This is a genomic window from Vreelandella neptunia (genome assembly GCF_022489065.1).
In the GTDB taxonomy this organism is placed as follows: domain Bacteria; phylum Pseudomonadota; class Gammaproteobacteria; order Pseudomonadales; family Halomonadaceae; genus Vreelandella; species Vreelandella neptunia_A.
The window spans coordinates 121,804-128,191 of sequence record NZ_JAKVTW010000014.1 but is presented as its reverse complement, the minus strand read 5'-3'; the positions used below and the strand labels follow the sequence as shown (position 1 = coordinate 128,191).

General features: G+C 57.1%; 6 protein-coding genes. 3 read left to right on the top strand and 3 right to left on the bottom strand.

The features are described from left to right. Positions 1–24: 24 nt before the first annotated feature. Positions 25–1,224 carry a tyrosine--tRNA ligase gene (tyrS, locus tag MLE19_RS16815; protein WP_240719278.1) on the bottom strand — a complete coding sequence of 400 codons (1,200 nt, stop codon included), beginning with the start codon at positions 1,222–1,224 and terminating at the stop codon, positions 25–27. 145 nt (positions 1,225–1,369) lie between these two features. On the opposite strand from tyrS, the gene MLE19_RS16810 reads away from it, so the two are divergent. Beyond that, positions 1,370–2,509: an anhydro-N-acetylmuramic acid kinase gene (locus MLE19_RS16810; protein ID WP_240719277.1), complete on the top strand. Its 1,140-nt coding sequence runs from the start codon at positions 1,370–1,372 to the stop codon at positions 2,507–2,509. Between the two features lie 22 nt (positions 2,510–2,531). On the opposite strand, the gene MLE19_RS16805 is transcribed toward MLE19_RS16810, so the two are convergent. Then, positions 2,532–3,707 carry a PilT/PilU family type 4a pilus ATPase gene (locus tag MLE19_RS16805; RefSeq protein WP_240719276.1) on the bottom strand — a complete coding sequence of 392 codons (1,176 nt, stop codon included), beginning with the start codon at positions 3,705–3,707 and terminating at the stop codon, positions 2,532–2,534. Next, a complete protein-coding gene (locus MLE19_RS16800) occupies positions 3,700–4,743 on the bottom strand; it encodes a type IV pilus twitching motility protein PilT (protein WP_240719275.1) in 1,044 nt (347 codons plus the stop codon). The genes MLE19_RS16805 and MLE19_RS16800 overlap by 8 nt, the downstream gene beginning before the upstream one ends. 32 nt (positions 4,744–4,775) lie before the next feature. On the opposite strand from MLE19_RS16800, the gene MLE19_RS16795 reads away from it, so the two are divergent. Together MLE19_RS16795 and proC are read left to right on the top strand one after the other, a co-directional pair. Beyond that, positions 4,776–5,492, top strand: coding sequence for a YggS family pyridoxal phosphate-dependent enzyme (locus MLE19_RS16795; protein ID WP_240719274.1), 717 nt, complete (start codon positions 4,776–4,778; stop codon positions 5,490–5,492). A gap of 55 nt (positions 5,493–5,547) precedes the next feature. Beyond that, positions 5,548–6,372 (top strand): pyrroline-5-carboxylate reductase, encoded by an 825-nt coding sequence (gene proC / locus MLE19_RS16790; protein WP_240719273.1) that lies wholly within the window; start codon positions 5,548–5,550, stop codon positions 6,370–6,372. Positions 6,373–6,388 lie beyond the last annotated feature (16 nt).

The following is a 6,388-nucleotide window of genomic DNA, read 5'->3' as shown; positions in this document are numbered from 1 at the left end:
GTTGTGAAAATAGTGACAGAAAGTTCAAATAAGTGTCACACGGGCGTAACGCTTCTTACCCGCCTGAATCACATAGCTCTTACCCGTCGCCAGCATGGTATCTTTGGCTACGACGTCGCCGTCGACTTTAACGCGGCCATTACCCAGCATATCTTTGGCTTGGGCACTGTTGTTCGCAAGCTCTGCTCTATTAAGCACTGCCGCAATGGGCGCTTGCTCGCTGCCTTCGAAATCGACCGTGACTTCTGGCAGATCTTCTGGGAGCTCGCCATCGGCCAACTGATTACCCGCAGACTTGTGCGCATTGGCGGCTGCTTCGTCCCCGTGGTAACGGGCTATCAGCTCTCGCGCCAGCTCCATCTTTATATCCCGTGGGTTCGCGCCCTGCTCAACGCTCTGCTGAAGCGCGTCGATCTCTTCGTTCGATTTCAAAGAGAGCAACTCAAAGTAGCGCCACATTAAGCTATCCGGCATGGAGACCAGCTTGTTGAACATAGAACCCGGCGCTTCATCGACACCAATGTAGTTGCCCAGGGACTTCGACATCTTCTGCACGCCGTCTAACCCTTCCAGCAGCGGCATGGTAATCACCACCTGGGGCTCTTGGCCGAAGTGCTTTTGAATCTCACGCCCCATCAACAGGTTGAACTTCTGGTCGGTGCCGCCCAGTTCCACATCTGCCTCGAGCGCTACCGAGTCGTAGCCCTGTACCAACGGGTAGAGAAACTCGTGGATAGCAATGGATTGATTGGCTTTATAGCGCTTTTCAAAGTCATCCCGTTCCAGCATACGGGCAACGGTGCTTTGGGCGGCCAACTCGATCATTTTGGCGGCGGTGAGTTCGCTAAACCACTCGGCGTTAAAACGTACCTCGGTCTTTTCAGGGTCGAGGATTTTAAACACCTGCTCCTTATAGGTTTCGGCGTTGGCTTTCACGTCCTCTTCGGTGAGCGGTTTGCGCGTCACGTTCTTACCGGTGGGGTCACCAATACGTCCGGTGAAATCGCCGATCAAAAAGATAACCGTGTGGCCTAAGTCTTGAAACTGGCGCATTTTGGTTAATAACACGCTGTGTCCCAGGTGCAGGTCAGGGGCCGTGGGATCAAAACCCGCTTTAATACGCAGTTTGCGGCCGGAGGCCAGCTTCTTTTTTAACTCATCCTCTACCAGGATTTCATGCGTACCGCGCGATAACAGCGCTAAAGCCTGATCCACCTCACTCATTGCCTCTCTCCACTATAAAAAACCGCCCATACCGGGCTCAGGTGATAAATAACCGACGATGTTACCATGCTCGTTCGCCTTGGTTGAGCCTTGGTTTAGCTCTCACCCTGGTTTAGTCTCAGCCCCGCTTTGTACGAGTTCGCTTATGAAAACGCCTACCGCTTCGCCGCTTTACTATATTGGCCTGATGTCCGGCACTAGTCTGGACGGGATTGATGCGGCACTTATCACCATCGAAGGTGATTCGCCGCCGCGCCTGTTAGCCACCCATGCCGAACCGATGCCGGACGAGCTTCATCGCCTACTGTTTGAGCTGTGTCATGCGGAGCAGGTGAGTTTCGCGCAGCTCGCAGCAGCGGAACACGCGTTCTGCCAATGCCAGGCCCAAGCCGTGCAACACTTATTAGCGCCACTTTCAGTGCGTGTAGAACGGATCAGTGCCATCGGCAGCCATGGCCAAACTATTGAGCACGCCCCTAAAGGTCACGGAGGCGGCCCGGCCTATACGCTTCAGTTGGATAACCCCAGCCTGCTGGCAGAACTCACCGGCTGCACGGTGGTGGCCGATTTCCGCCGCCGTGACTTAGCCGCTGGCGGCCAGGCCGCCCCACTGGCGCCGGCGTTTCATCAAGCGCTATTTGGACGAGCAGACGCGCATCAGTTAGTGCTTAACCTGGGCGGCTTTGCCAACCTCACTTGGCTTTCTAGCCAGCCGACCGATCCAGTGATCGGTTTTGATACCGGGCCCGCGAATGTTTTGTTGGATGGCTGGTTTGCACTGCATCAAGGCGGTCGCTTTGATCAGAACGGCGACTGGGCCGCGAGCGGCAAGATAGATGAAGAGTTGTTGACTCGGTTGTTATCAGAGCCGTTTTTCCAGCAGCCGCCGCCAAGAAGCACAGGGCGTGAGCTATTTCATCTGGATTGGCTACAACACCATCTCATCGGCCAGGAAGCCGCCCCCGATGTGCAGGCGACGCTGGCTGAACTTACGGCGGTCAGTGTCGCCCAAGGGATTGATCAACTGCGGATCGATGACGGCCCGCTCACGCTGATCACTGCGGGCGGCGGCGCCCATAATGCTTATTTGATGCAACGCCTTGCCCATCACCTGCCTCGCGCCACGCTGACTTCGCCATCGGCATATGGCTGGCCCGAAGACTGGATTGAAGCGGGGGCTTTCGCCTGGCTGGCTCACCAGCGCCTGAACCACCTACCCGGCAACCTGCCCTCGGTCACCGGCGCGCAGGGCCTGCGAGTGCTGGGCGGTATTTATGCTGCGTAGTTTTTTGCTGCGTTGCTAACGCTTAGTAATCATCGCCATCACGCAGGCTTAAATGACTCGGCACCTGCTCATCCAGCGAGAGGTTACGCGCTCGGGCGTCACTAACGTTGAGCAGCATGCGCAGGTCGTTAGCCGAGTCGGCGTGGGCCATGGCCACCTCTCTACTGATGTGCCCCGCTTGATGCAGATCATGCAGCGCCTGATCGAAGGTTTGCATGCCAGCATCGCGGGACTTGGCCATCGCCGCTTTAATCTCGGCGACCTCCCCTTGGCGGATCAGGTCGGCTATGCGCGGCGACTGCAGCATGATCTCAATGGCCGCACGGCGCCCACCCGCAAGCGTGGGCAGCAGCTGTTGAGCAATGACTGCGCGCAGGTTGAGCGAAAGATCCATCCATATCTGCTCGTGGCGCTCATGGGGGAAGAAGTGAATGATGCGCTCCAGTGCCTGATTGGCGTTATTGGCATGCAGCGTTGCCAGACACAGGTGGCCGGTTTCAGCGAAGGTGAGCGCGTGCTCCATGGTTTCCCGGGTGCGGATTTCACCAATCAGAATCACATCCGGCGCCTGACGCAGCGTGTTTTTAAGCGCCACCTCAAACGACTCGGTATCAATCCCTACTTCGCGCTGATTCACAATCGCGCGCTTATGAGGGTGCAGGTACTCAATCGGGTCTTCGATGCTGATGATATGACCGCCAACGGTCTCATTGCGCTGTTGAATCATCGCCGCCAGGGTCGTCGACTTCCCGGTTCCCGTCCCACCCACCACCAGTACCAGCCCGCGCTTGGCCTGGGCTAATTCAGCCAACTGCTCCGGCACGCCTAGAGCCTCCAGGCGAGGAATTTCAATCGCGATGCTGCGCACCACCATCGCCATCTGGTTGCGCTGCTGAAAAGCGCTGACCCGAAAACGCCCTTTGCCATCGCGACTCAGCGCAAAATTCGCCTCTCGCTCGCTGGCAAACCGCTCGCGCAGCCCTTCCGGCAGCGTATGAGTAATCAGCTCATTGACCTGATGGGGCGTTAAGCGCTGCTGACCCAGCGGCACTAGCCCATCGGGCATTTTCAGGCTTGGCGGCGCCCCCACGGAGATGAGCAAATCGGAAGCGTTCTGCTCGACCATGATGTCGAGCAGTTGGTGCAGCCACTGGACGGGCGAAAGTTGGGCATCTTGCACGCTATGCTCCTTATTCATCCTTTATCGCCAGCGTTCCCTTCGCACTCAGCTGCGCCTCTTCCAAACTCACCGTACCGTCTTTTACTAGCCGAGAGAGCGCGGCATCCAGGGTTTGCATGCCCAGGCTGCCGCCGGTTTGAATGGACGAATACATCTGCGCGACTTTGTCTTCACGGATCAGGTTGCGTACTGCCGAAGTGGCAATGAGGATTTCATGCGCTGCCACGCGCCCACCGCCCTGGCGTTTAAGCAGCGACTGAGATACCACCGCCTGGAGCGATTCCGACAGCATGGAGCGCACCATGGCTTTCTCTTCGCCGGGAAAGACATCAATGATGCGGTCAACGGTTTTAGCCGCTGAGGTAGTGTGCAGCGTTCCCAGCACCAGATGCCCCGTCTCTGCTGCCGTCAGCGCTAGACGAATTGTCTCCAGATCACGCAGCTCACCGACTAAAATCACATCCGGGTCTTCACGCAGCGCGCTACGCAGCGCGTCAGCAAAGCTATGGGTATCGCGATGTACTTCGCGTTGGTTGATCAAGCAGCGCTTGCTGGCATGCACAAACTCGACGGGATCTTCAATGGTCAGAATGTGCTCATAACGGTGATCGTTAATGTAATCGATCATCGCGGCCAGCGTGGTGCTCTTGCCCGACCCCGTGGGTCCTGTTACCAGCACCAAGCCACGCGGCAACATCGCTAAGCGCTCAAACACCTCGCCAAGCCCCAGGGTTTGCATGGAGAGCACTTGATTAGGAATGGTGCGAAACACCGCCCCCGCGCCGCGCGCTTGAGTGAAAGCATTCACGCGAAAGCGTGCGACTCCCGGCACTTCAAAGGAAAAATCAATTTCCAGATGCTCTTCGTAGTCGCGCCGCTGGCGATCATTCATGATGTCGTAGATCAATTTGCGCACATCGTTATTATCGATAGCGGGCACATTGAGCCGACGAATGTCGCCATCAACACGTATCATGGGCGGCAAACCGGCCGAAAGGTGCAAGTCAGAGGCATTCTGCTTTGCCGAGAATGCTAGCAGTTCGGTAATATCCATCTCTCTTCCCAGCTGCGGTAAGGTGCTTGAGTATGACAGACATCGCGCTTAACGAGTCACTCGGCTCTTCATACGATCAGGCGCGTGAACGCCTGCGTAACGCATTAGAAGCCGCAGGACGCGCCCAGGATGCAGCCACGTTATTGGCGGTCAGTAAGACCAAGCCTGCGGCAATGATTCGCCTGGCTTGGCAGCTTGGCCAGCGTGAATTTGGTGAAAACTATCTGCAAGAAGCGCTGGAGAAGCAGACTGAACTGGCTGATCTTGAAGGCATTGTATGGCATTTCATTGGCCCACTGCAGTCCAACAAAACCCGTTCCGTGGCCGAGCACTTTGATTGGGTGCACAGTGTCGACCGGCTAAAAATTGCCAAGCGCCTGAGCGAGCAGCGCCCAGCGCACCTTGCGCCGCTGAATATCTGCCTGCAGGTTAATATCAGCCGCGAAGAGAGCAAAGCCGGTGTGCTGCCGGAAGAGCTGGAGGAGCTGGCCAAAGAAGTCGCCGCGCTGCCCAACATGCACTTGCGCGGTTTAATGGCGATTCCCGCCCCGGCGGAAGGCGTAGATGCTCAGCGCCAGCCATTGGCAGCGCTACGTGAGGCGTTGAACTCCCTACAGAGCAATTTGCCGAATGCCCCTCTTGATACACTTTCAATGGGCATGAGCGATGACTTAGAGGCGGCAATACTGGAAGGCGCCACGCTGGTAAGGTTAGGTACAGCAATTTTTGGCGCCCGCCAATCGGCCTAGGCTGAAAGCAGCCCCGTTTTTAACTGAATATAAATTTCATAAAGGGACACCTATTATGGCGAACAAGATTACCTTTATTGGGGCCGGCAATATGGCCAGCGCCATTATCGGCGGCCTGATCGACAGCGGCGTTGAACCCTCTACGCTTACCGCCACCGCGCCGAAAGAGAGCGAACTGGCAGCGATTAAACAGCGTTTAGGTATCAATACCGACACCGACAACAATGCTGCAGTGGCTGACGCCGACGTGGTGGTACTGGCGGTGAAGCCGCAAATCATGCGCACCGTCTGCGAAGCGCTACGTGACAGCGTTCAACGCCAGCATCCGTTGATTATATCGATTGCCGCAGGCCTGGATGCCGACACCATCGACCAGTGGCTAGGCGGCCAAAACGCCATGGTGCGCTGCATGCCCAATACGCCTTCGCTGGTCGGTTACGGCGCCAGCGGCCTTTACGCCAATGCCAAGGTTAGCGACGCCCAGCGCGACGTGGCCACCCAGCTAATGGAAGCGGTCGGCATTGTCGAGTGGGTGGAAGAAGAAGCGCTTTTAGATGCAGTGACCGCCGTTTCTGGCAGTGCCCCGGCCTACTTCTTTCTGATGTTTGAAGCCATGGAAGAGGCGGCGGTCAAGCTCGGCCTGCCTGCGGCGACCGCACGCCGCCTCGCTATCCAAACCGCGCTGGGTGCTGCCACCATGGCGCAGCAAAGCGACAAAGACCCCGCAACGCTGAAACAGAACGTCATGTCGCCGGGCGGCACCACCGAACGTGCCATTCAACATATGGAAGAGGCACAATTGCGCACCACCATTGCCGACGCCATGCAAGCCTGCGCCGACCGCGCCCAGGCAATGGCCAAGGAATTGAGCGGCAAATAATACAGCCATTCAGCTA